Below are 23,144 nucleotides of genomic sequence, written 5' to 3'. Positions count from 1 at the left end.
CGTATTTTTTTATACCTAGAAGGAGAAAGCATAGTCCTTTCAAGAAATTAAAGAGAAAGCAATGATCAACCGGAGGTAATGAATGACATACGCCATAAATCTATACTTTAATAAGGAAGCGGAGACTTATATAACGAGTATTTGGAGGAGTTTGGAAAGGTTGGAAAAGGGCAAGTGTCTCACTTGCGCCAACGGCAGACCCCACATTACATTGGCTATCTATGATGATCTCGATTTGGAAGTAGCCAAAAAGCGATTGGAGACCCTTAGTAGCAGTGTTTATTCCTTTGATTTAAAGCTGCTTCAGATTGGTATTTTTCCTCATAATAAAGGGGCTATTTTTTTAACACCGAACCTAACAGACCGTTTATTTCAAATACACCGGCATTTTCACCAGTTGTTTAAGGAGTTTGAAGAGCAAGGGTGGGATTATTATAAGCCTCAGTCTTGGTATCCCCACTGCACGCTCTCGCTGGAAACTCCTACGGAGCACATACCAAGTGTACTTGAGCAAATCCTAAAGATTTTTCGCCCCATTGATGTTTCGATTCAATCCATCGGTATCGTATCATTAGATCCGATTAATTATTTGTTTCAAATCGATTTACGGGAAAAGTAGGGCAGAATTATTTTTAATCTTATTTTTCCCCTGTTTTAATTAAGTCCTTATTATAGTGTACAGAAATATAAAAGCCTTTAACCGGTAAACGGCCTGGTAAATAGTGGCGTAAGGGGGATGTTTTTATGCTTCATAAAATTCATACGCAATCCGTCAGTCGTGACCAAATGATTGATATTACCAATCAAGTTAAAGCAGTGATCCAGCAAGAAAAGATTAGGGATGGGGTTGTGACGGTCTACTGTCCCCATACGACAGCTGGTATCACCATTAACGAAAATGCCGATCCGGATGTAGTAAGGGATCTGTTGCTGCGATTGGCTGAGGTCTACCCTTGGGAGCATCCTCAATACCGTCACGCCGAAGGGAATTCGGCTGCCCACTTAAAGGCAAGTACCCTGGGGGCCTCCCAAACAATTCCGGTGGCAGATGGACAGCTCCTGTTGGGGACCTGGCAAGGGATTTATTTCTGTGAGTTTGATGGCCCTAGGAGGCGGACCTTTTATGTAAAGGTACAAAGGGATTAACCGAAGGCATTTGGGGTCAGGCTCGCAGCACGGCAGGCCGGACCCCTTTCTGGTTTTTTTAAAAGAAGGCCAGTAAATTCCGGCAAAAATTGACGCAGTTAGACCTTGCTAGTATAGTAGTTTAAAGGAATAAAACGGGAGTTGAAGTGACTATGTCTGTACAAGCTGTGGTGGAGTTTTTTCAGCAGAGAGGAGGAGGCGTGGAAATACTCACCTTTGAGGATACCAGTACCGTGGCCAAGGCTGCGGCTTCTTTAGGGGTAACCCCGGGTGAGATTGCCAAGTCATTACTTTTCAAGGTTAAGGATGATTTCATGATGGTGCTGATGGCTGGGGACAAGCGGTTGGATAACCGGAAATTTAAGGATGCTTTCCAAGCCAAAGCCAAAATGCCGGAGATTGATGAAGTGTTAGCAGTAACAGGGCATCCGGTTGGCGGGGTTTGTCCCTTTGGTCTAAAGCAGCCGTTACCCATTTACTTGGATCAATCCCTCCGGGCCTATGAGCATGTTTTTCCGGCGGCGGGGGCAACAAATGCTGCGGTAAAAATAAAAGTTGATGAATTGGCAGAGCTTACCGAAGCAAAGTGGGTGGATGTGGCCCAGGCTTAGTGGTGCAATACTGCAAGCCTGACCCTATGTATTATGCATGCATGCCTGGGAGCCGTTCATTTATAGTTATAGATGGTGTATAATACCTTAGACATAGAATAAGGTTAGGGGGATGCAGTCATGGAAAAAATTCAAATGAATGTCCCGTTGGTGGAGATGGACGGCGACGAGATGACGAGGGTAATCTGGCAACAGATTAAAGATATTCTCTTAGTTCCATACATAGATTTAAAAACGGTGTACTTTGATTTGGGTCTCAAAAAACGTGATGAAACGGAAGATAGAATCACCGTAGAGGCCGCAGAGGCAACTAAAAAATATGGCGTAGCGGTTAAATGCGCAACGATTACTCCCAACGCCCAACGGGTGGAGGAATATAACCTAAAACAAATGTGGAAAAGCCCCAATGGAACCATTCGGGCCATTTTAGATGGGACCGTTTTTCGGGCACCCATTATTGTTAAGAATGTTAAACCCTTCGTTAAAACCTGGGAAAGGCCCATTACCATTGCCAGGCACGCTTACGGTGATATTTATCGAAATGTCGAATTAAAGGTTGAACAAAAGGGTAAAGCAGAATTGGTTTTTACCGGGGAAGATGGCCAAGTGGTAAAAGAAGTCATCCACAATTTTGGCGGCCCTGGTATTCTCATGGGTATGCATAACCTAGATGGTTCGGTGGAAAGTTTTGCCAGGGCTTGCTTTAGCTATGCGTTGGATCAAAGTCAGGATCTGTGGTTTTCCACGAAAGATACCATTTCCAAAAAATATGACCATACCTTCAAGGATATCTTCCAGGAGGTTTATGACAGGGAATATAAAGATCAGTTTGCCGCAAAGGGAATCGAGTATTTTTATACCTTAATTGATGATGCTGTGGCCAGGGTGATCCGTAGTTCCGGTGGCTTTATCTGGGCCTGTAAAAACTATGATGGAGATGTCATGTCGGATATGGTGGCCACTGCCTTTGGCAGCTTAGCCATGATGACATCGGTCTTAGTCTCACCCCAGGGGCATTATGAATATGAAGCAGCCCATGGAACCGTAACCAGACACTATTATCAACACCTCAAGGGGCAAGAAACCTCAACCAACCCAGTGGCAACTTTATTTGCCTGGACAGGAGCCCTAAGAAAAAGGGGCGAATTAGATAAGCTGAAGGACTTGGTAAGGTTTGCCAACACCCTGGAAAAGGCGGCCACAGATACAATCGAACAAGGCGTCATGACGAAGGATTTGGCCCTACTTGCCGAGGGGGAAAAGGTGGTTGTCAATACCAGACAGTTCCTTGAGGAAATTAACGCACGCTTGATCAAAATGATCTAAGAGCAAAGGCAAGCGCGGACCCCAAGCCGGGAATATGGTTAAACAGTAATAAAAAAACTGTCCTTAACCTTTGTTAGGGACAGTTTTTTGGCATAAAGGATTTTAAGATCAACTATCAATAACCTCATTCAGTAAATCTATGGCTTGCTCTTGGGCGATGCCTTTTACAAGGGCTAGTTCGCTAAGCAATATTTGTTGAGCATTATCCAACATCGCTTTATCTCCTACGGCCAGTGTCTTTTTTTTACCCAGGCGTACTAGGTCACGGATAACCTGGGCCCCTTGGTAGATATCGCCACTCTTCATTTTGCTCATATTATTGCGGTATCTTTGATTTGGGTTAAGGTTTAGATCGGATTCTCCCTGATTTAAAGTGGTAATGACATCTTCAAGTATATCTAAGTCCACAACTGGCCGAATTCCTAGTTTAGATTCGATAGGAAACATTACTTGCATACCCCGGATCGTCATGACATAATAAGGCCGCTTAATCCCAAGTATTTCCTTTTCCTCAATCGCTTCGATAACACTAGCCCCATGCATAGGGTAAAAAACCTTGTCACCAACCTGGAACATAAAACCCACCCCCTTGCGTACTACAATCAGTATACCACGCGGGGCAGTAAATATCAAACATATATTTTACCATAATAATTTATTGCAAGTCAATAAAAACATCAGAAAGAAATTGCCCTTCTATGAACAGCTGTTTCTATTTGCTATAATTATCCAAGGCCTGAGCAAAATCCTTGGGTAAGGGTGCATTGACCGTCAAGGGACGGTTGTCTTGGGGGTTAATAAAGCTTACAGAGGTGGCATGTAAAGCTTGTCTGTTAATCAAAGGTGAACGCACACCATACATATGGTCACCAAGGATGGGGCAGCCCCGATGGGCTAGATGCAGGCGAATTTGGTGGGTTCTGCCGGTTTCCAGGGATAGTTCTAATAAAGAAGCATCCTCGGAGGTGCGAAGGATCCGGTAATGTGTGATGGCCTGCTCACCCTGCGGCGTGACAGCCCGACGATTGGGCAGGGTTGGGTGTGGCCCAATGGGGGCATCAATCGTACCGGAGGGCGGAGAGATTACCCCCTTCACCAGGGCCCAATAGGTACGTTTGAGGCTGCCTTCCTTTAATTGTTGTTCAAGAATAAACTGGCTGCGGGAATCCTTGGCAAAAATCACACAGCCGGTGGTTTCCCGATCCAGCCTATGAACAGGGCGGATGGTATTTAACTGGCCCCGTTCTTTTAGGTAGTAGGCTAAATAGTTTGCCAAGGTACCACCCGTGGTCCGGCCAGTGGGATGAACAAGTTGTTGGGGCGGTTTATTCAGGATGATTAAATGTTCATCCTCATAGAGCATTTCAATAATACCTTTTTCTGGCTGGACACCGTAAGTCGTGTCCTCCAAAAGAACGACGCTTAAGGTATCAGCCGCCTTAACCTTTTTCTGTAGGAAGGCTGTTTTACCATTTAATCGAATGCCCTTACGGTGGGTTAGTTTCTGAATCTTTCTGCCGGAATATTGTAAAATGTCCTTTAAATATTTTTCCACCGTTAAACCAGCATGTTCCTCTGTTACCTTGTAAGTAGTATATGATTTCAATTTTCGGCCATCCTTTTCAATAATAGTTTCAGATGTTGCTTCTTATTATTACAATTTTAACATAACCTAGTAAAACGAATCAGTATGGCAAGGCAGCATAAATGACAATATAACCAATCGTTGGTTAATTTAAAGTCATATTCAGAATAACGAAAATAATTAAAATATTAAATAAAATCTAAAAGGACTTTTTTGAAATGTAGCGAAGAAAAATATACATTAAGAACAACGGGCATATTCTCAAAAGGATTATAAATAGAAAGAGGGGTAAAAAGCCATGTTAAAAGAGATTGCTGGGTGGAAAAGTGTTCGGAAATTTACCAGTGACCCTGTGAGTAAGGAACAGTTATTAAGTGTAATGGAGGCTGGGCGGCGGGCCCCTTCTTGGAAAAACATTCAGCCCTGGAAATTTATCGCCGTAACCAAGGAGGAAGATCGGAATAAGCTGGCAGAGGCCTTTTCCATGGGGGTATTAATAAAAAAGGCACCGGCTGTTATTGTCTGCGTAGGTAAACTGCAGGCTTGGGTGAAGGAACATCAGCTTGGGCAACTCAAAGAATTATTCGCTGCTTCCGGGGCCAATATGAGCGATGAGGATATTAACAAGAGATACCTGGATCATGAAATGGCCAAGTCCCTCGCTGCAAATCCTGCCTCATTGATGGCTCGTACCTTTGAGAACATCGGCATAGCCTATGCCTTTATGATCTTAGAAGCCATGAATCAAGGACTAGGGGCATGTGTCGTGGGTGAACTGGCCAATGAATTGGTGGCAGTAAATGATCCAAAGTATAACGAAGTAAAATCGTATTTCCATATTGGTGAGACAGAGGTTATAACCGCTGCCATTATCCTTGGCCACACGGCCAAGGAGACACCGGTCAACCCAAGAAAACCAGAAAGTGAAGTCATTTTCTTTAAACAATAAGCAAAAAGGAGTGTCGCTACTTGCGACACTCCTTTTTGCTTTTGCCGGGCATGTTTAGGGATTTATTCCCATTAGGGAAAATTAAGAATAATGTTGTTTTTCAATTGACGAACTAACATTTGTAACTTTATAATTAAGTTAACAAATATGTAATATTGCAAGAATACAAGTTTACAAGATTTGGAGGGATATCGGTGAAAAACATCCCCCTTCCATTGCACTATCAGATTACCAATGATCTACGTAAGCGATTAGAAAATGGAGAATGGAACGTAGGTGACATTTTCCCCGGGGATAAAGAATTGATGCAAGTCTACGGCGTTAGCAGCACGACGGTCCGTCGGGCCTTGGATGAGCTTGTTCGGGAGGGCTGGTTGGATCGCAGACCTGGTAAAGGCACCTTTGTGAAGAAACAGTATGTGGAGACCCTTGGTAAGCTAACGGGCTTCTTTGACCAAGTCCGGGCAAAGGGTTACCACCCCAGTTCCCGGTTATTACGGGTTGCCGAAGTGGACATTACGGAATTCGAAGAATATGAATTGGATGTATTTGAAAGCGAAAGGCTGTTTTTGATTGAGAAGGTGCAAATGCTGGATGATGAGCCCACGGTGCTGGTCAAGAGCTTTTGGCCCATTGAGATTGGCCGGGAATTGGCGAAATACAATTTGATGGAGCAGGGTACCTATGAAATTGCACAACAGGAATTAGGGATTGCACTGGAAGAAGCCCAGCAGGATATTTATGCCTCTTTGGCCACGGAGGCTGAATACCAACATCTGAAGGTCAATGAAGGTGCTGCCATTCTAGTGATGAAACGGCTGGTCCTTTCCCAAGGAAAGCCGATCGAGTTTTCCATAAACTTTTACCAGGCTGATAAATACAGATATCGGGTCAATTTAAAAAACGAAATGATTCAGGATGGCAACGGAATCATTGTAGTGGAAAATCAGGAGTGATTAAAAGATGGCATTAGCAACGCTAAAGGACGTATTGGCAAATCGAAAAGAGTGTCGGGCAGTGGGAGCCTTTAGTACCTACGATTTATTTTCTGCCCAGGGCATCATTCAAGGAGCGGAAAAAGAAGGCTTGCCGGTTATTGCTATGCTGGGAGCACCTGTATTAGCGAAAACCGGCAATGACTACATAGCAAAAAACCTTATTTGTATGGCAGAGAAGGCAAAGGTTCCCGTGGTGGTATTTCTGGATCATGCCAAAGACTATGCCACCTGCTTAAAAGCCATGCAGCTAGGTTTTAGTGCGGTCATGATTGATGGTTCACACCTTTCTTTAGAAGGAAACATTCAATTAACCGCCAAAGTTGTTGAGGCTGCCCAGCATCTGGGAATTTCCGTAGAGGGGGAATTGGGGGCTTTGTCCGGCATCGAAGATGGGGAAGAAGTGAAGAATGCCAAAATGACGGATCCCACAAAGGTTCGTCAATTTGTGGAAAATACAGGCATTGACGCCTTGGCAGTTTCCATTGGCAATGCACATGGCCTTTATAAAGGGGAACCCAACCTGAATTTTGAGATTTTACAGCAGTGTGAACAGAATAGTCCGGTACCGCTAGTTTTACACGGGGGTACCGGCTTAACCCAGCAACAGTTTGCCTCGGCTGTTCAATATGGCATCAAGAAAATTAATATCGGCACCGAGATAAAAAAAGCCTACATCGAAGCCTTTATCGCTGCCCAGGAACAAAAGCCCGCCGCCTATGACCTGATTGGTATTCCCCAGGCTTGCAAGGAGGCAGTGACTGGTGTAGCCGCCGAAAAATTGAGATTTTTTGCAACAGGCTGGGCAAGCAGCATCTGATTACAAATATTTCAAAGGAGGTAGCCATGTGACCGGTTCACAAACATTGGTAGTGGCACAGACCGGGGGGCCCAGTGCTGTTATCAATAGTACCTTGGCAGGCATCATCGAAGAAGCCCGGTCCTGGCCTGAAATAAAAGACGTTATTGGCTGTGTCCATGGGTATCACGGTTTATTCGGCCAAAATTATATAAGTCTTTCGGGGTTTGATGATGATTTATTAAAAAGATTAAGGAATACTCCCGGTGCTTTTTTAGGCTCCAGTCGTTTACCGCTGACGGACAACCATTTTGCTCAAATTCCCGCCTTACTGGATGACTTAAAAGCCGGCTATTATTTGCAAATTGGCGGCAACGGAACGATGTATGCAGCTAACCTCATTGCAGAAGAAATCAAGCAAGCCGGTAAAGACATGCAAGTTATTGGCGTTCCTAAAACCGTCGATAATGACATCATTTTAATGGATCACACACCGGGTTTCGCCAGTGCAGCCCGCTATGTAATTCAGGCAACCCTGGATAATGGCATAGACCTTTGGTCCATGCGTCACTTTGAGCAAGTTAGAATCCTTGAGGTGATGGGCAGGAATGTTGGTTGGCTGGCAGCGGCCAGTGGTTTCGCTCAAAGGAATGAAAAAGAAGCTCCCCACCTGATTTATTTACCCGAAATACCCTTTCATGAAGATGAATTTATCAAAGATGTGCAGGCCGTTGTGCAGGAGCTTGGTTATGCTGTGGTGGTGGTGGGTGAAGGGATTCGAGATGAACAGGGAAACTCCATTGGCAATAATCCCTTTACCGATGTCAACAAGGGCAGCCAGGTTTTTGGCGGGGCAGCCAGTTATTTGGCCGCGAAAGTAACCCAAGAGCTAAAGATTCGGGCCAGAGCACAGGATTTGGGTATGGTACAACGATGCTTTACACCGGTTCGTTCCGAACTGGATGAACAAGAGGCCTATTGGGTGGGCCGGGCCGCCGTACGGGCGGCAGTGGCCGGACAAGGGGGCAACATGGTCTATGTAGAGAAGCTGGCAGCGAAGGAATTATTACCATACCAGACGCTTCCCTTAGCCAGGATTGGTGGCAAGGAAAAAGAAGTTCCTGAAAAGTTTTACAATAAACAAGCCAAACACGTAACGGCAGAATTTAAGGCATGGTTAAAACCGTTACTGGGTCAATGGCATTTGCAATACCTGCACTTACATGATTTCCCTAAGCCCCAGGATATTCACGGGCAGGGGGTGAAAGCGGAAGGGTAATGGCTTTCCACCAGGGCAAAAAGAACCGATTACTTTTATTGAATGGAGGAGTAGACATGTTAAAAGCAAAGAAACTGGTTTTATTGATGACTTTCGTTTTAACATCAGCCATCCTGTTAGCTGGCTGCGGCAGCTCCCAAGAGGAGAAAAAGGGAACCCCAGCTGGCGGTGACAAAAAAATCGTCATCAAATACAGTCTGCCGGATGCCGCCATTGATGGGGTGCCAGCCTATGAGGCAGCCAAGTCCATGAAAGAGAAGATTGAAAAGTATTCTAACGGGCAAGCAGAAGTAAAATTGTTTCCCGGTGGTCAGTTAGGCAGCGAACAGAAAAACGTTCCTGACGTACAAAAGGGTGTTATTGAGATGGCGATGATTACGGCAGGCAATATGACAGCTTTCTCCCCCTCCATTGGTGTTTATGACTTTCCTTACTTATTCAAAAGCAGAGAAGAGGCTTATCAGGTTATTGATACCCTGAACGACGATCTCAATGCACTGCAGATTAAAGAAAGCGGTACCAGAACGGTTGCTTGGTTGGAGCAAGGCTTCCGTCATATCACCAACAGCAAAAGACCCATTAACAGTATGGAAGACTTAAAGGGCTTAAAGATTCGTATACCTAACAACAAATATGTGGTGGAGGCTTTCCGGTCCTGGGGGGTTGAACCGGTGCCGATGGCCTGGGATGAAACCTTTAACGCGGTACAGCAAAGGGTGGTAGACGGGCAAGAGAACCCCTATTCCAGTATTTATCAATCAAAGATGTACGAAGTACAGGATTATGTAACCGAACTGCACTATAAACTTTGGTTAGGTACCATTATTGTCAGCGACAAGTGGTTCCAGGGACTGCCCGCTGATGTACAAGAAGCCATCGTGAAGGCTGGCCAAGAAGTTGCCCAAGAAAACCGTCAATTAATGGCGAAGCAAGAGGAAGACCTGAAGAAGCAGTTGACTGAGAAGGGTCTGAAAATTAGTCCCGCTCCGGCCGATGAAGATAAGTGGATGACCAATGCGATGTCTACCTGGCCCAAGTTTTATGGTGAACTGCCGGATCCCACCATCTTAGACAAAGCGATGAACGTATTAGGCAGGGAAAAGCCCCAGGCTTAAATGAAAATTTATCTGAGAGAACCTTCTGCGGAAGGTTCTCTCAGATATACTGACTGGCAGGTGAGGGAATTAAATGAAAAAGCTGAAGTGGGTTATTGACAACATTGAAGAAATCATTGCCTCCATATTATTTTGTACGGTTATCTCGCTTCTCATGGCTCAGGTGATTGCCCGGTATATTTTTGGCCAAGGCTTAGCCTGGTCTGAGGAACTATTGCGCTTTGCTTTCCTGACCATGGTTTATTTTGCCGCTGCCCTGGGTGCCAAGCGGGGGGCCCATTTCCGGGTAACCGTGTTAGTTAACATCTTACCCGCTAAACTAAAAAGATGCTTAGAATTTATCCAGTACATCATTTCCTTTGTCTTTAACAGCTTTATTATCTATTTAGGGACCAAAGTGGTCGTTGATATGGAAGAATTCCCGCAAATATCTCAGATTCTGAGCTGGGATATGAGATATGTTTATGCCATGATTCCCATTGCTTTTATCTTTGTTAACATACGCCTACTAATAAGAATGTTTAGCGATTTCGGGTTCATTAAGGGCGAACCTTCAGCTTAGGGGGATTGACATGTTTGAAACCTGGGGTATATGGATCATTCTTTTTGCAACATTGTTGTTGGGTGTTCCTATTTATATTTCTTTGGGCATCTCTACCATCGTGGTACTCTTTTTTAGTTACATTCCTTTAGATATTGTGCCCTTAGACATGGCGAAGGTAGGGGATATGTTTCCCCTATTGGCGATTCCCGCTTTTATTTTTGCCGGTGCCATTATGGAGCGGGGTGGCATGGCCGATCAAATTATTGATGTAGCCTCCATTTTTGTGGGGCGCATTAAAGGCGGCTTAGCTCTGGTCACCATTTTAGGCTGTATGTTCTTTGCGGCCATGATTGGCTCCGGTCCTGGGACCGTGGCAGCAATGGGAACCTTAATGCTGCCAGCCATGGTGCGGGCGGGCTATGATAAAAAGTTTGGGGCTGGTGTTTGTGCCACGGGCGGCACGTTGGGTATTCTTATTCCCCCCAGCAACCCCATGATTATCTACGGTGTAATGGCCAACGTTTCGGTAGGTACCATGTTTATGGCAGGAATGTTGCCAGGCTTTATTGTTGGCGCAATACTGATGCTAACTTGCTATATCATCGCGAAGAAGCGTGGCTACCGGGGTATGGAGAAAACCTACACCACTAAAGAAGTTTTTGTAATTTTTAAAAATAACATTTGGTCTTTGTTAGCCCCAGTGATTATCCTAGGCGGTATCTATGCCGGGGTCTTTACACCGGTGGAAGCCTCCGCCATTGCCTGCTTCTATGCATTGTTTGTAGGAAAATTCATTATCAAGAAATTGACTTTGGTAGACATCTGGGAAAGCATTAAGCTGACCAACATAACGTCCGGTACCTCCATGATTATCGTTGGGGTCTCGGTGCTTTTTGGCCGCTTCTTAACCATCTATGAAGTCCCTCAATCTGTAGCAGGAGCCATGCTTTCCATTAGCTCCAATCCACAGATTATTCTATTCCTTATTTGTTTCATGCTGTTTTTTCTGGGGATGTTCATGGAGACCCTGTCCACCATCGTTATTTTGGTGCCAATTTTACTGCCGGTTATTACCCAGCTTGGGATTGACCCGGTCTACTTTGGTATTCTCTGGGTCTTAACCAATGAGGTAGCCCTGCTGTCGCCACCCTTGGGGGCCAACGTCTTTATTGCCATGACCATTGCCAAATTGTCTCTGGAGGATGCCACCAAAGGTGCACTGCCCTTTATGCTGGTACTTGTGGCGGTGGTTATTGCATTCATTTTCTTACCGGACGTGGTTCTTTTCCTGCCAAGGATACTGGGTGGCTATGCCGGGTAAACATCAAAGGAGGCTCTTGCAATGCGTAAAGCAGTGATCGTAGAACCCTATCGTTTTGAAATCCATGAAGCACCATCACCGAACTTACAGGAAGGGTTTGCCATTGTTCAAGTGGCGTATTGCGGTGTTTGCGGCTCTGAACTGCATGTTTATGAAGGAAAACACCCGAAGGTAAAACCTCCGGCCAATCCAGGTCATGAGGCTGTGGGAACGATTCAGCAAATAGCCTCTGGGACAAATGGGCTTAAGGTAGGAGATCAAGTAGCCATTGTACCTTTGGTCGGGTGTCAAGAATGTGACTATTGTAAGTTGGGTTATCCGAACCTCTGCAAGGATCGGAAAGTGGTGGGATTCCAACTGCCCGGCTGTTTAGCCGACGAGGTAGCCATCCCGGTGGATAATCTGATTAAATTGCCGGAGAATTGTGAGTTGGTAGAAGGTGCGTTACTGGAACCGATGGCTGTGGTGGTTCATTCTGTAGGTCTGCTGGATCGTGTGGCCCACCGTGCAAAAAGTGTGGTGATTGCCGGTGCAGGTACCATTGGTATTTTAATTGGGCTTTTCCTAAAAGAAACCAAGGGGTTAAATGTTTACTTTTTAGAAATTAATCCCCAGCGAAAAAAATTAACCGAGAACTTAGGCTTTAAAGTTTACCAAAGAATCGAAGACCTTCCTCTCCAGGGGGAAAGGACGGTGGCCTTCGAGTGCACGGGAAATAAAATGGTGCTGGATTCTTTGGTAACCCATGATCCCGCCCCGGAAGTTTTAGTTATCCTAGGTACCTTTGAGAAAACCCTGGGACTAAATATTTTTGAGATGTGCAAGAGGGAAACCTTTATTATCGGTTCTCAAATGTATACCAAACAAGACTTAGAAAAAGCGGCTGAGATCATGGCCAGCCCTTTAAAGGACAGATTTAAAGCCATTTTGGTCGAGCGTATTTATTCTTTGGCAGAGTCAAAGGAGGCCTTTGATGAGGCCTTAAGTTCAAAGAATGGTACCAAGGTATTAATTCAAGTCAACTTATAAAGAGAATTTAGCCCACTGCAAAGAGAAACGCCACTGAATAGAAATCAGCGGCGTTTTTTTGTTGGCTTGGCATGTTTGCCGAGCCAATAATTTGCAAGAAGCCCGGTCACGCCGAAGCAGCGGGGAGACAACCCAGAGGCAAGGAGCTTCGGATTTGCTGACGGATTGGTCCGCACAAGTTGTTAAATGCTGTTAAATTAAGAAAGTCTTAAGATTTGTGCTGAGCCGATATTAAGAATTGAACGATATAATTTGGCTAGTGGCAAGAAAAATAATAAACTATTCAGAAGGGAGAGTGAAAAATGGAAAATTACTTTGTACTGGTTGTTGATGATGACAAGGAAATCAGAGATGCCATTGAGATATATCTTAAAAATGAAGGCATTACAGTGATTAAAGCCCAGGACGGTATTGAGGCCATCGAAAAGTTAAATGAGCATGCCATTCACCTTATTATCTTAGATATCATGATGCCCCGTTTGGATGGCATTGCCACGACCTTTAAAATCCGGGAGAAACAAAATATTCCGATCCTCATCCTCAGTGCCAAAAGTGAGGATACGGATAAGATTTTAGGTCTGCAAATTGGCGCGGACGATTATGTGACCAAGCCCTTCAACCCACTGGAATTGATCGCCCGGGTCAAATCGCAACTGAGGCGATACGTTACACTGGGTACCTACGAAGGGATCAATAAGGTTATTGATCTAAGGGGTCTTACCTTAGAGCAGGGGGCGAAAGAAGTCACGGTTAACGGCGAGGTTGTTAAATTAACACCCATCGAATACAAGATTGTGGAACTTCTTATGACCCATGCTGGCCGCGTGTTTTCGATCAATGAGATTTATGAGCGGGTTTGGAAGGAACCGGGTTACAATGCGGAAAACACGGTGGCCGTACATATCCGAAAAATACGTGAAAAAATTGAGATTGATCCCAAAAATCCAAGATATTTAAAGGTGGTATGGGGAATTGGCTACAAAATGGAAAAGTAGGGCCTTATTGCTGGCCTGGATTTTACTGGTTACCTTTGGACTGAGCGGCATCTTGTCAGCCCTGTCCCAGGGGAGTGACTATTTTAAAAAGGATTATTTCCAAACACAGGGTTTTGCAGGTCAGTTAAATGAATTTATTGATTACTTAAGCATATTTGAATTAAACTATCGGACCCCGGAAGAAATGAAAAAGGGGATTACCGTATCCCAGGAAGAAATTGAAGAACATCGTAATCGCTATGGCGATTTAGCCACACAAATTGCCGATATAACAGGGCAATATGAAGAAAAAATTTTGGCGGCGGAAAATGTTAAAAATAAGGAATTGGCGGACATCTACATTACCGAAAGGGACACCAAAATAGAGGACATTGCCAATAACTTTAAAAGTGATGACCATGTACGGGCCAAGATTGTGAAAGAAAAGGAAGAAAAGATAGACCAATACTACCGGAAACTAGAGGACCACCGGACACAGTTTGCCAATGTAAGAACGGGCTTTATCTATTATTTAAAGGATAACACCACCGGAGAGGTGTTTACCAATTTAGCTGCAGCGAATGAGTCTGAAGCCAATCAACTTATGAATAGCAAAAACACGCTGTTTATACGCAGTTATCCCAACGCCCAATATGGTTATCTGAGGACTACCGGCAGACCCTATAATTTTGGCTATAATGAGGAACTACTGGGTAATCCTTTGGTCCGGGAGAAGGCCTTTGAGGGGAAGATTGCGGTACCCATGGTCCGGGAAAAGGCCCTTGAGGGGGGGATTACGGTACCCAATGCAGCCGCCACAACCAGTATGATTTTGAGCAATTACCACGATTATCAGCAAAAGCAACAACTCTTCCTTATTTATACCTTGAGTGCCTTGCTGTCCCTTTTACTAAGTTTTTATATCTATAAAAAAACCACCATGGTAAAGCTGGCGGCCATCGAAAACTGGCAGGCCTACTATAATCGCATACCCCTTGATGTCAGTGTAGGGATCTTTGTGTTCATCGGTTTTATCACCTTGATCCGGTTAACCTATCCCTATGCCCTATATTTACATGAATATTTCTATAGCTTTGTGGTGAGGTCGCTAGTTGATGTAATCGTTACAGCCCCCTTCCTTGCTTTAACCCTTAGCCAAGGCAAATTGATCCTGGCCAGAGTAAATGACAGAACCAAGCTCCAAGCGGAGTGGACGAATAGTTTAACCCATCGGGTTTGCTGTGGCATAAAGGGGGCCTTTCTGATTCGAAGCATCGGTACCCAAATAATAATTATTTTACTACTGGTCTTTGCCTGCGGTGTCGGGTCCATTGTTGTGCTGATGGAGCCAGAAATGCTTTTGCTCTACCTGCCGTTTTTAATCGTCATTGGGATACCCATGGCCATGCTGATCTTTAAGCGGATGGGCTATTTTAACCGCATTGTTTGCTATACCAATGAGTTGACCCGGGGAAACCTGGAACCGGATCTGCCGGTATTGGGAAAATCTGTCTTAGCAACCCTGGCCCACAATATCAATCAGTTAAAGCAGGGGGTTAAGTCGTCCCAAAGGGAACAGGCCAAAAGCGAAAGGTTAAAAACAGAACTAATTACCAATGTCAGCCATGACCTGCGCACACCCCTAACCTCAATCATTACCTATACCGAATTGCTCAAGACACCGGATCTGGCGGAGGAGGATCGAGAAGCCTATATCCAAATTATCGACCGCAAGGCCAAACGTTTAAAGGTGCTAATTGATGATCTCTTTGAAGCGTCCAAAATGGCCAGCGGCAGCATCGAACTGACCAAAGAAAAGGTGGATCTGGTCCAACTCCTCCAGCAGGCCTTGGCAGAGCATAACGAAGCAATCAGTGAGTCAACCCTGCAATTGCGGGTCACAACACCGGATAAGCCTCTTCACGCCCTTGTGGATGGACAAAAGCTCTGGCGGGTCTTTGATAATCTAATCGGAAATATCTTAAAATACTCCTTAGAAAATACCCGGGTTTATATTTCAATGAAAAATAGCAACAACAAAGCTGTTTTAATATTTAAAAACGTAACCAAGTATGAGTTGGGCGAAAACATTGATGAGATGTTTGAACGGTTTAAACGCGGTGACACCTCCCGCCACACAGATGGCTCAGGCCTTGGTCTAGCCATTGCCAAATCAATTGTCGACCTGCATCAGGGAAACTTAGATATTGAAGTGGACGGGGATCTGTTTAAAATAACCCTAACATTGAATACCCTATAAGACAAATGTGACAGCGGGACGAGGTCTCGCTGTTATTTTTTGCATAGCTGTTAAACCAGTGGCAAAAAATAAATAGAAAAGACCCTGTGCATACCAGATAATGTATTCTTTTCGACATGCTGAAAAAACACCTAATCCTTAATAGGAAATTGGCATAGGTTGTAGAAGGTTTTGTTGTAGAAGGTTTTGTTGAAAACAACACTAAATATAAAGTGAGGGGAACAACTTGACAAATAAGATCCGAGTTGGCATTGTGGGCTATGGAAATCTAGGCAAGGGTGTTCATTCAGCCATTAAGCAGAACCCGGATATGGAACTGGTAGCCATATTCACCAGAAGGGACGTTGCAGCGGTTAAAGTTGCTGCCGGAGGAGTCGAGGTTTTAAATGTGGCTGAGGCCGGGCAATATACCAACAAAATTGATGTCATGATCCTGTGTGGCGGTTCCGCCACAGACCTGCCCGAACAAGGCCCGTTCTTTGCTAAAATGTATAATACGGTGGATAGCTTCGATACCCATGCTAAGATCCCCGAGTATTTTGCCGCGGTGGATCAGGTGGCCAAGGCCAGCGGCAAAACCAGTGCCATTTCCATTGGCTGGGATCCGGGGTTGTTTTCCATGAATCGCATGTTAGCTGGGGCGATCCTGCCCGAAGGCAAAGATTACACCTTCTGGGGTCCCGGGGTAAGCCAGGGGCATTCAGATGCCATTAGAAGGATACCGGGGGTCAAAGGCGGCATTCAATACACCATTCCCGTCAATGAGGCCATTGAAAGAATTAGAAAAAGTGAAAACCCAGATTTAAGCACGAGGGAAAAACACCTCAGGGATTGTTATGTAGTTGCCGAAGAAGGGGCCGATCAGGAACAAATCGCTGAAAAAATTAAAACCATGCCCAACTATTTTTCAGATTATGATACGAAGGTAACCTTTATCACAGAGGCTGAATTAAAGCAAAACCACTCCCGGATGCCCCATGGTGGCTTTGTCATTCGCAGCGGGAAAACAGGTTGGAACAAAGAAAATAACCATATCATTGAGTTTTCTTTAAAGCTGGACAGCAACCCAGAATTCACCTCCAGTGTCCTAGTGGCCTATGCCCGGGCTGTATATCGGCTAAACCAAGAGGGACAAACCGGGGCTAAGACCGTGTTTGATATTCCCCTAGGATATTTATCCAGTAAATCACCGGAAGATTTACGCCGCGAATTACTTTAGGCAGAGTCATGAGGGGTCAAGCTTGCAATACGGCGAGCTTGACCCCTTTGAACTGTCGCATTTTGCTGCAAATATTTGGTATGTTATACTTATAAGATACCAATTGCAAAGGTGTGAAAATATGGCACACTTATCCGCCAGATCAGGATACAGGAAATTGGAAGAACGTCTGAATCGCTTTCCCCAAGGGGCACCTCCTTCGGATACCCTCTATAAAATCCTAAGTCTTTTATTTACCGAGAAGGAAGCCGCACTGGTGGCTCAACTGCCGATTAAGCCTTTTTCCGCCAAGCTGGCCAGCCGGATTTGGCAGCTGGATGAAGCTGAGACCCAGGAAATTTTAAATCGCCTAGCAGCCAGGGCCATACTTTTAGACGTTGATAACAACGGCACCTTGGAGTACATGCTGCCACCGCCCATGGCTGGTTTTTTTGAATTTTCTCTCATGCGGACCAGAGGTGATATTGATCAAAAATTATTAAGTGAACTCCTTTATCAATATCTCAATGAAGAAGAGGATTTTGTCAAGGACTTGTTTTTTAGCAGTGAAACCAGGCTGGGCCGGGTATTTGTACAGGAATCGGTGCTGACGAATGAAAATGCGATCCATGTTTTGGACTATGAAAGGGCCAGCCACTATATCAAGACAGCCACCCACATGGGTATCAGCATGTGCTATTGCCGTCATAAGATGCAGCATCTGGGTCGGGCCTGCCATGCACCAATGGATATCTGCATGACCTTTAACAACACCGCCGCTTCCTTGATTAAACATGGTTACGCCCGCAGGGTAGAGGTATCCGAAGGGCTTGAGCTTTTGCAAAGGGCCTACGAAAACAATTTGGTACAATGCGGTGAAAATGTTCGTGAACAGGTAAGTTTTATCTGCAACTGCTGCGGCTGCTGCTGTGAGGGCCTGGTGGCGGCAAAGAAATTTGGCCTACTCCAGCCAGTGCATACAACAAACTTTATTCCTAAAATTAATGAGGAACAGTGTATTGGCTGTGGCAAATGCACCAAAGTATGTCCCTTGGGTGCCATCACCCTGGTTTCCGTCCAAGGAACGGATCACGCCAAAAGAAAAGTAGCCAAGGTAGATGAGGAAATATGCTTGGGTTGTGGTGTCTGTGTCCGCTCCTGCGCTTACCAAGGGATTGCCCTGGAGCCCCGGCCGGAACGGGTAATTACCCCTGTAAACTCCGTTCATCGAGTGGTCTTAATGGCCATCGATAAGGGCCTGCTGCAGAATCTAATCTTTGATAACCAAGTCTTTGGCAGTCACCGGGCCATGGCGGCCATCTTAAACGTAATCCTTAAACTGCCTCCGGTAAAACGAAGTCTGGCCTCGAAACAAATGAAATCGATTTACTTAGAAAAGCTAATTAGCAAAGCAACAAAGTAGTAAGGGTTGTGGGTATTATTAAAGTGAGGGTTATGGATGAAGGATTTGCAGGGAATGATTCGAAGAAATTATCAATTGAGCAGGCAATTAACACCTTTAAATGAAGCCATTTATACGGATATTGTGTGTTACCTGCGGACCAGTGCCTTGGATGATTTTACGGTGGAAGAAATGATTCAGGAAATACTGGAGATATTTGTCGACACCCAGGCCAGGGGTGAGAAGATTGAACAGGTCATTGGCAGTGATTATCGGGCCTTTTGTGATAGGCGAATAGCCGAAGCTTTAAAACAACCTCGCCGCCGCCAACAATGGCAAAAACACCTGGCCAATGTGGAAATCGGACTAAATGCACTGATCCTATTGTGGCTGATCGATTTAGCATTTAAACATCTACCGAGAATGGTTCATTATAAAAATATCCTGCTCAGTTATCAAGTGAACGCAGCTTTTTTGGTCAATGCGCTGTTGATTATTTTGGTGGCAACCTTTGCCACAAATTATATTGGAAAGAACAGTTTTTCCTTATCTGCCAATAAAGAAAAACGAAAAAAAATTGGCTTAATCAGCGGCTTTGCCGTGGGTACGCTGTTTGCCTTATTTATTCTAATATCAAGGGAACTTAGTGCCCACATACTTTTTACCACAAAGCTTCATTACATCGCAGCCACCCTGGCTGCCGTCATGCTGATCCTTAAGGGGATCCAAGGAATTAACAACATAAAGTCTTGAAAGGATTAATAAACATGTCAAAAAGTCTGGTATTAGCGGAGAAACCCTCTGTGGCAAGGGATATCGCTCGCGTTCTAAATTGTCACAGAAAGGGCAATGGGTATTTGGAGGGTGAAAAATATATCGTCACCTGGGCTCTGGGGCATTTAGTGACCTTAGCTGACCCGGAGACCTATGACGAGAAATATAAAGCTTGGCGCCTAGAGGATTTACCCATGCTGCCCTCCCCTTTGAAGCTGGTGGTTATCAAACAAAGCAATAAACAGTATCATGCTGTTAGGGAGCAACTAAATAGGAAAGATGTTCAGGAGATCATCATTGCCACCGATGCTGGCCGGGAAGGGGAACTGGTGGCCAGGTGGATTCTGGAAAAGGCCCATGCAACCAAGCCCATTAAGCGACTGTGGATTTCCTCTGTCACCGATAAGGCCATTCAAGAGGGCTTTAAAAAGCTAAGAAACGGCAAGGAGTACCAAAACCTCTATGCATCAGCGGTGGCTCGGGCAGAGGCCGACTGGCTGGTTGGCATAAACGCCAGCCGTGCGCTAACCTGTCGGTTTAATGCCCAGCTATCCTGTGGCAGGGTGCAAACACCTACTCTGGCCATGATTGCCAAACGGGAAGAGGAAATCAAAAACTTTCAGCCTCAAAAATATTTTGGTATCACCGCGGTTACAGAGAAAATAAAATTTACCTGGCAAGATCGTCAGAGTAAAGATATAAAGACCTTTGATAAAGATTATTGTGATAAAGTACTGGCCTCCCTGGCAAATAAAAATGCACAGGTTATAGAGATCGCCAAGGTGGCCAAGAAAAGCTACTCGCCGCAGCTCTACGATCTAACCGAACTGCAGCGGGATGCCAATCGGTTATTCGGTTTCTCCGCTAAAGAAACACTTTCTATCATGCAGCGGCTTTATGAACAGCACAAGGTGTTAACCTACCCACGAACGGATTCCCGTTACCTTTCATCGGATATCGTGGGTACGTTGCCTGATCGGCTAAGGGCCTGCAGTGATCAACCCTATACGAAGTTAGCGTATAAGCTGCTGAAAAATCCCATTAAACCCAACAAGTCCTTTGTGGATGACAGTAAAGTTTCTGATCACCATGCCATCATACCCACCGAGCAGACGGTTCTCATAAGTTCACTTAGTGATAAGGAAAGAAAGATTTATGATTTAGTAATAAAGAGGTTTTTAGCGGTACTATATCCGCCCCACGAGTACCAGCAAACAACGATAAAAGTAGCAATAGGTGAAGAACTTTTTATAGCCAAGGGTAAAACGGTCCTTGTCCAGGGCTGGCAGGAAGTATATCAGCATGAAGTTGAAACGGCAGGCCAAAGTGAGAATCTGACGGATCAAATTTTACCCATACTTAACAAAGGCGATACGATAAGGGTTTTGTCTCTAAGCCAAAGCAACGGAGAAACCAAACCGCCCGAGCCCTTTACCGAGGGCAGCCTGCTATCGGCCATGGAAAACCCAACCAAGTACATGCCCCAGGCCAATAAGGATTTGCTAAAAACCCTGGACAAAACTGGCGGACTGGGTACCGTGGCCACCCGAGCCGATATCATAGAAAAACTGTTCAATAGCTTTCTGATCGAAAAGAAAGAAAAGCATGTATATATAACCTCCAAGGGAAAGCAACTCTTGGAGCTGGTTCCCGAGGGGTTACGTTCACCTGCCCTGACAGCCCGTTGGGAACAAGAGCTAGAGGCCATTGCCAAAGGAGTACAAACTAAGAATCGCTTTCTTAGCGAGATCAGAGACTATGCCAAGGCAGTGGTACAAGAGATCAAACAAAGTGAAAGCAAATTCAGACACGATAACTTGACCGGTACCAAATGCCCAGAGTGTGGTAAAAGAATGTTGGAAGTGAACGGCAAAAAGGGTAAAATGCTGGTTTGTCAAGATCGGGAATGTGGCTACCGGAAAGGACTTAGTAAAACAACCAATGCCAGATGCCCCGAATGTCATAAGCGTCTTGATCTGCATGGTGAAGGGGAAGGTCAAATCTTTGTCTGCAAGTGCGGCTTCCGGGAAAAGCTAACGGCCTTCAATGAAAGAAGGCAAACAGAGAAGGGCGGTAAAGTTTCAAAAAGGGATGTTAGCAATTACTTGAAGAGCCAAGAGAAAAGCAATAACTTTAACAACAATCCCCTGGCGGAGGCTCTGTCTAAGCTTAAACTTTAGGGAAATAGTTTACGTTAGAAGGCCGCTCCGGTTTAAGGGGTGGCCTATAAACGATGGAAAAAGGGGATGAATTTCATATCATCACAGATTAAAACAAATGCCATGCGAATCTTGACCGGCAAGAAAATTGATTACAACACCTATACCTACGACCATCATGACGGTAAAATTGATGGTGTTTCAGTGGCCCATAAAGCAGGGAAAGACCCCAAGACTGTTTATAAAACGTTGGTTGCCCAAGGAAGCAGTAAAAACCTTTATGTCTTTATCGTGCCGGTAGAAGAGGAGTTGGATTTAAAAAAGGCTGCCAAGGCAACGGAAGAGAAAAAAATTGACATGATTCCAGTAAAGGATATTCAGAAACATACAGGGTACATCCGAGGCGGCTGCTCACCCATCGGCATGAAAAAACAGTATCCCACTTTCATTGACGCCAGCGCACAAAACCTGGCAAGGATCATTGTCAGTGGCGGGAAAATTGGTGTACAAGTTGAACTAAACCTATCGGATTTGGTAGATGTTGCCCAGGCCCAGGTTATTGATATTGTTAAGTAGGGCACTAAGGGCTAAGGACCAAGGGTTTAAAAGGAAAGGATGAAAAACCATCGATAATATAGCGAAAACCATTGACCATACACTGTTAAAACCCGATGCCACGAAGCAGCAAATAGAAAAATTAGCCAGGGAAGCACAGGCATATGGCTTTGCAGCGGTATGTGTCAATCCGGTTTGGGTGGAAACGGCATATAACATATTAAAAACCACACCCGAAGTCAAGGTAGCCACGGTCATCGGCTTTCCCCTGGGGGCTACTTTGCCGGAAGTGAAGGCCTTGGAAACCCAAAAGGCCATCGAACATGGGGCCACAGAGGTGGACATGGTTATCCATATGGGTGCTTTAAAGGAAAGACAGGACCAATTGGTGGAGCGGGATATTCGGGCCGTGGTGGAAGCGGCCAGGGGAAAAGCGTTGGTCAAGGTTATCATTGAAACAAGCCTGCTCACCGAGGAAGAGAAGATGAGGGCCTGCCACTTGGCAGTTGCCGCGGGAGCAGACTTTGTTAAAACCTCCACTGGTTTTTCCGGCGGTGGTGCCACGGTGCAGGATGTGGCTCTGATGCGCCAGAAGGTTGGCCCGAACATCGGAATAAAGGCTTCTGGTGGCATAAGAACCAGGGAAGATGCCCAAAGAATGCTGGAAGCCGGTGCCACAAGAATTGGCACCAGTGCCGGGGTTGCCATGCTTGGTTAAGAAACATCAGAAAAAAATAAATTTTTTCACAAATAAAAAGGAATTTTGCTAATTTTCTCTAATTTAATATAGTAAAATTCAATACCTGCCAGGTTTTAATATCACAAAATGGAGGGTATCGCGTGAAAAAATTAAACTATTGTGTTGATTGCAAAAGAATTGCTCGTTTTGACGGAGAATGCAGCTATTGTCAATCTCAAAAAATTAAAGACCTAACTAGAAAAGCACCGGTCAATGTAATAGGCACTAAAATTAAGGGCAGAGTCCTTAATGTCAAGGATCAAATGGTAGAAATCCTCTACATTGATGAAAATAAAAATACCTTTGTTAAACCCTTTGAAGCCCAACAACTTCAAAAAGTTCTTTAATACATGTGGTCCCCTGGTATCTTGCCAATTAAATGAG

Annotated in this window: 23 protein-coding genes; 21 read left to right on the top strand and 2 right to left on the bottom strand. The window is 44.9% G+C overall.

The window, feature by feature from the left end; all coding sequences use genetic code 11:
- Positions 1-82 precede the first annotated feature (82 nt).
- The 4 genes from AC1U9Z_RS06605 (at position 83) to AC1U9Z_RS06590 (ending at position 3,083) form a co-directional block, all read left to right on the top strand.
- Entirely contained in the window at positions 83-619 is a 537-nt protein-coding gene (locus tag AC1U9Z_RS06605) for a 2'-5' RNA ligase family protein (protein WP_479956477.1), read from the top strand.
- 125 nt (positions 620-744) lie between these two features.
- The gene (locus AC1U9Z_RS06600) at positions 745-1,146 is read left to right on the top strand and encodes a secondary thiamine-phosphate synthase enzyme YjbQ (protein WP_333531499.1); all 402 of its coding nucleotides are present in this window, start codon (positions 745-747) and stop codon (positions 1,144-1,146) included.
- A gap of 152 nt (positions 1,147-1,298) precedes the next feature.
- Positions 1,299-1,757 (top strand): YbaK/EbsC family protein, encoded by a 459-nt coding sequence (locus AC1U9Z_RS06595; protein ID WP_479956474.1) that lies wholly within the window; start codon positions 1,299-1,301, stop codon positions 1,755-1,757.
- A gap of 120 nt (positions 1,758-1,877) precedes the next feature.
- Positions 1,878-3,083 carry an NADP-dependent isocitrate dehydrogenase gene (locus AC1U9Z_RS06590; protein WP_479956472.1) on the top strand — a complete coding sequence of 402 codons (1,206 nt, stop codon included), beginning with the start codon at positions 1,878-1,880 and terminating at the stop codon, positions 3,081-3,083.
- A gap of 108 nt (positions 3,084-3,191) precedes the next feature.
- Here AC1U9Z_RS06590 and AC1U9Z_RS06585 read toward each other — a convergent pair whose 3' ends face one another.
- Positions 3,192-3,659, bottom strand: coding sequence for a CarD family transcriptional regulator (locus AC1U9Z_RS06585; protein ID WP_479956471.1), 468 nt, complete (start codon positions 3,657-3,659; stop codon positions 3,192-3,194).
- Positions 3,660-3,795: 136 nt separating this feature from the next.
- Positions 3,796-4,689, bottom strand: coding sequence for an RluA family pseudouridine synthase (locus AC1U9Z_RS06580; protein WP_333531503.1), 894 nt, complete (start codon positions 4,687-4,689; stop codon positions 3,796-3,798).
- A gap of 277 nt (positions 4,690-4,966) precedes the next feature.
- On the opposite strand from AC1U9Z_RS06580, the gene AC1U9Z_RS06575 reads away from it, so the two are divergent.
- From AC1U9Z_RS06575 to AC1U9Z_RS06495, 17 genes are all read left to right on the top strand, one after another.
- Positions 4,967-5,617, top strand: a complete 651-nt coding sequence (locus AC1U9Z_RS06575; protein ID WP_333531504.1) for a nitroreductase family protein — start codon at positions 4,967-4,969, stop codon at positions 5,615-5,617.
- Between the two features lie 194 nt (positions 5,618-5,811).
- Positions 5,812-6,573 carry a GntR family transcriptional regulator gene (locus tag AC1U9Z_RS06570; protein ID WP_479956469.1) on the top strand — a complete coding sequence of 254 codons (762 nt, stop codon included), beginning with the start codon at positions 5,812-5,814 and terminating at the stop codon, positions 6,571-6,573.
- Between the two features lie 7 nt (positions 6,574-6,580).
- Positions 6,581-7,432 carry a class II fructose-bisphosphate aldolase gene (locus AC1U9Z_RS06565; protein WP_479956467.1) on the top strand — a complete coding sequence of 284 codons (852 nt, stop codon included), beginning with the start codon at positions 6,581-6,583 and terminating at the stop codon, positions 7,430-7,432.
- 28 nt (positions 7,433-7,460) lie between these two features.
- Positions 7,461-8,690, top strand: coding sequence for a diphosphate--fructose-6-phosphate 1-phosphotransferase (locus tag AC1U9Z_RS06560; protein WP_479956465.1), 1,230 nt, complete (start codon positions 7,461-7,463; stop codon positions 8,688-8,690).
- 56 nt (positions 8,691-8,746) lie between these two features.
- The gene (locus AC1U9Z_RS06555) at positions 8,747-9,805 is read left to right on the top strand and encodes a TRAP transporter substrate-binding protein (RefSeq protein WP_479956464.1); all 1,059 of its coding nucleotides are present in this window, start codon (positions 8,747-8,749) and stop codon (positions 9,803-9,805) included.
- Between the two features lie 73 nt (positions 9,806-9,878).
- The gene (locus AC1U9Z_RS06550; protein ID WP_333531510.1) at positions 9,879-10,367 is read left to right on the top strand and encodes a TRAP transporter small permease; all 489 of its coding nucleotides are present in this window, start codon (positions 9,879-9,881) and stop codon (positions 10,365-10,367) included.
- A gap of 10 nt (positions 10,368-10,377) precedes the next feature.
- Entirely contained in the window at positions 10,378-11,670 is a 1,293-nt protein-coding gene (locus AC1U9Z_RS06545; protein WP_333531511.1) for a TRAP transporter large permease, read from the top strand.
- A 21-nt stretch (positions 11,671-11,691) separates the two neighbouring features.
- Entirely contained in the window at positions 11,692-12,699 is a 1,008-nt protein-coding gene (locus AC1U9Z_RS06540; RefSeq protein ID WP_333531512.1) for a zinc-dependent alcohol dehydrogenase, read from the top strand.
- Between the two features lie 302 nt (positions 12,700-13,001).
- On the top strand, positions 13,002-13,694 hold the full coding sequence (locus AC1U9Z_RS06535) for a response regulator transcription factor (protein ID WP_333531513.1): 693 nt from the start codon (positions 13,002-13,004) through the stop codon (positions 13,692-13,694).
- Positions 13,672-15,933: a sensor histidine kinase gene (locus AC1U9Z_RS06530; RefSeq protein ID WP_333531514.1), complete on the top strand. Its 2,262-nt coding sequence runs from the start codon at positions 13,672-13,674 to the stop codon at positions 15,931-15,933. Before AC1U9Z_RS06535 ends, AC1U9Z_RS06530 begins: the two co-directional genes overlap by 23 nt.
- A 226-nt stretch (positions 15,934-16,159) precedes the next feature.
- Positions 16,160-17,152 (top strand): diaminopimelate dehydrogenase, encoded by a 993-nt coding sequence (locus AC1U9Z_RS06525; protein ID WP_479956460.1) that lies wholly within the window; start codon positions 16,160-16,162, stop codon positions 17,150-17,152.
- 121 nt (positions 17,153-17,273) lie between these two features.
- Positions 17,274-18,554 carry a 4Fe-4S dicluster domain-containing protein gene (locus AC1U9Z_RS06520; protein ID WP_479956458.1) on the top strand — a complete coding sequence of 427 codons (1,281 nt, stop codon included), beginning with the start codon at positions 17,274-17,276 and terminating at the stop codon, positions 18,552-18,554.
- Positions 18,555-18,590: 36 nt separating this feature from the next.
- Entirely contained in the window at positions 18,591-19,286 is a 696-nt protein-coding gene (locus tag AC1U9Z_RS06515) for a DUF1129 domain-containing protein (RefSeq protein WP_479956457.1), read from the top strand.
- A 14-nt stretch (positions 19,287-19,300) separates the two neighbouring features.
- Positions 19,301-21,487, top strand: a complete 2,187-nt coding sequence (locus AC1U9Z_RS06510; RefSeq protein ID WP_479956455.1) for a DNA topoisomerase III — start codon at positions 19,301-19,303, stop codon at positions 21,485-21,487.
- A gap of 66 nt (positions 21,488-21,553) precedes the next feature.
- A complete protein-coding gene (gene ybaK / locus AC1U9Z_RS06505) occupies positions 21,554-22,042 on the top strand; it encodes a Cys-tRNA(Pro) deacylase (RefSeq protein ID WP_333531519.1) in 489 nt (162 codons plus the stop codon).
- Positions 22,043-22,091: 49 nt separating this feature from the next.
- Entirely contained in the window at positions 22,092-22,739 is a 648-nt protein-coding gene (gene deoC / locus AC1U9Z_RS06500) for a deoxyribose-phosphate aldolase (RefSeq protein ID WP_479956537.1), read from the top strand.
- Between the two features lie 122 nt (positions 22,740-22,861).
- On the top strand, positions 22,862-23,107 hold the full coding sequence (locus tag AC1U9Z_RS06495) for a hypothetical protein (protein ID WP_333531520.1): 246 nt from the start codon (positions 22,862-22,864) through the stop codon (positions 23,105-23,107).
- The last annotated feature ends 37 nt before the right edge of the window (positions 23,108-23,144 follow it).

This window comes from Desulfotomaculum sp., from assembly GCF_982386235.1.
The sequence above is the reverse complement of the archived record's forward strand: the minus strand, read 5'-3'. Positions and strand labels throughout refer to the sequence as shown.

Coding starts and splice junctions, on each gene's coding strand:
- ybaK (WP_333531519.1), top strand. CDS start 21,554: ATGAATTTCATATCATCACAGATTAAAACAAATGCCATGCGAATCTTG.
- AC1U9Z_RS06545 (WP_333531511.1), top strand. CDS start 10,378: ATGTTTGAAACCTGGGGTATATGGATCATTCTTTTTGCAACATTGTTG.
- AC1U9Z_RS06600 (WP_333531499.1), top strand. CDS start 745: ATGCTTCATAAAATTCATACGCAATCCGTCAGTCGTGACCAAATGATT.
- AC1U9Z_RS06575 (WP_333531504.1), top strand. CDS start 4,967: ATGTTAAAAGAGATTGCTGGGTGGAAAAGTGTTCGGAAATTTACCAGT.
- AC1U9Z_RS06605 (WP_479956477.1), top strand. CDS start 83: ATGACATACGCCATAAATCTATACTTTAATAAGGAAGCGGAGACTTAT.
- AC1U9Z_RS06535 (WP_333531513.1), top strand. CDS start 13,002: ATGGAAAATTACTTTGTACTGGTTGTTGATGATGACAAGGAAATCAGA.
- AC1U9Z_RS06550 (WP_333531510.1), top strand. CDS start 9,879: ATGAAAAAGCTGAAGTGGGTTATTGACAACATTGAAGAAATCATTGCC.
- AC1U9Z_RS06520 (WP_479956458.1), top strand. CDS start 17,274: ATGGCACACTTATCCGCCAGATCAGGATACAGGAAATTGGAAGAACGT.
- AC1U9Z_RS06515 (WP_479956457.1), top strand. CDS start 18,591: ATGAAGGATTTGCAGGGAATGATTCGAAGAAATTATCAATTGAGCAGG.
- AC1U9Z_RS06565 (WP_479956467.1), top strand. CDS start 6,581: ATGGCATTAGCAACGCTAAAGGACGTATTGGCAAATCGAAAAGAGTGT.
- AC1U9Z_RS06590 (WP_479956472.1), top strand. CDS start 1,878: ATGGAAAAAATTCAAATGAATGTCCCGTTGGTGGAGATGGACGGCGAC.
- AC1U9Z_RS06595 (WP_479956474.1), top strand. CDS start 1,299: ATGTCTGTACAAGCTGTGGTGGAGTTTTTTCAGCAGAGAGGAGGAGGC.
- AC1U9Z_RS06585 (WP_479956471.1), bottom strand. CDS start 3,659: ATGTTCCAGGTTGGTGACAAGGTTTTTTACCCTATGCATGGGGCTAGT.
- AC1U9Z_RS06555 (WP_479956464.1), top strand. CDS start 8,747: ATGTTAAAAGCAAAGAAACTGGTTTTATTGATGACTTTCGTTTTAACA.
- AC1U9Z_RS06540 (WP_333531512.1), top strand. CDS start 11,692: ATGCGTAAAGCAGTGATCGTAGAACCCTATCGTTTTGAAATCCATGAA.
- AC1U9Z_RS06510 (WP_479956455.1), top strand. CDS start 19,301: ATGTCAAAAAGTCTGGTATTAGCGGAGAAACCCTCTGTGGCAAGGGAT.